The following is a 1073-nucleotide window of genomic DNA, read 5'->3' as shown; positions in this document are numbered from 1 at the left end:
GGTGGGTGGGTTGGCTGCGGGTTGGGTGTGGCTGGTCGCGCAGTTCCCCGCGCCCCTAAGGAGCCGCGCAGTTCTCCGCGCCCCTTTCGGGGCTCGGGCCCGCACTTTCCGGGCGCGACGCTCGCCGAGCTACTTCACCGGCAAGTGGTACGCCACCCGGTACCGATCCGCCGGTACCACCACGTCCGCCGTCTCCACCGGGCGCCCGGACGCGTAGTACGTGCGCTGGATGACGAGGACGGCGTGTCCGGGAACACCACCGAGGGCGAGGAGTTCCTCCGCGAGGCCGGGCCGCGCGCCGACCTCCTCCGTGACGTTGTCCACGATCACATCGATGGCCGCCATGCGCTCGACGACGCCCATCCCGCCGAGCGGCCCCTCCTCGGGCAGCATCACGGGCGTACGACCGGTCACGGCGAGCGGCTCCCACGACGTGGAGAGCATCATCGTCTCCCCCGCCTCCCGGAACACGTACTTCGTGCACATCACCCGGTCCCCGGGCTGGATGCTCAGCCGCTCGGCGACGGCCCCACTCGCCTCGGCCTGCTCGCTCTTCGACTCCCACGTACCGCGCGCGGCGGCGTCGGCCTGCTCCTGCCGGAAGGGGGTGGCCCCGCTGGAGGGCCGGAACCCGGAACGGGAGACCCGCCGGGGCACGGGCCGCTCCCGCACATACGTCCCCGAACCGGAGCGGCCCTCGACCAGCCCCTCGGCCATCAGCACCTTGCGCGCCTCCAGCGCCACCGTGTCCGAGACCCCGTACTCCTCGCGGATGCGGGCCTGCGAGGGAAGCCGGGTGTGAGGCGGAAGTGAACCGTCGGCGATCTTCTTGCGGAGATCACCCGCGACGCGCAGATACGCCGGCTGCTCACCGAAAGTCACTGGCCGCTCCCATCAGGTTGTACAGACAGCTACAGCCTGGCAACCGTGGGTTCAGCCGTGCAAGCGAAGGCCCGAGAATCACTCGATGTGATGACCCGGGTGACGGAAGGGCCTTACGCAGGCACTTTCTCCCGCCACGCCCGTCCTCACACCTCCTTGGCGGAGTCGGTCCCTCCGTCGGTCCCTCCGCC

The 1073-nt window shown here is 70.7% G+C and carries 1 protein-coding gene; it reads right to left on the bottom strand.

The window, feature by feature from the left end; genetic code table 11:
- Positions 1-129 precede the first annotated feature (129 nt).
- Complete coding sequence (locus tag FNH08_RS50445) at positions 130-882, bottom strand: GntR family transcriptional regulator (RefSeq protein WP_322726694.1); 753 nt, start codon at positions 880-882, stop codon at positions 130-132.
- Positions 883-1073 lie beyond the last annotated feature (191 nt).

Source organism: Streptomyces spongiae (assembly GCF_009377185.1).
GTDB lineage: Bacteria > Actinomycetota > Actinomycetes > Streptomycetales > Streptomycetaceae > Streptomyces > Streptomyces spongiae.
The sequence above is the reverse complement of the archived record's forward strand: the minus strand, read 5'-3'. Positions and strand labels throughout refer to the sequence as shown.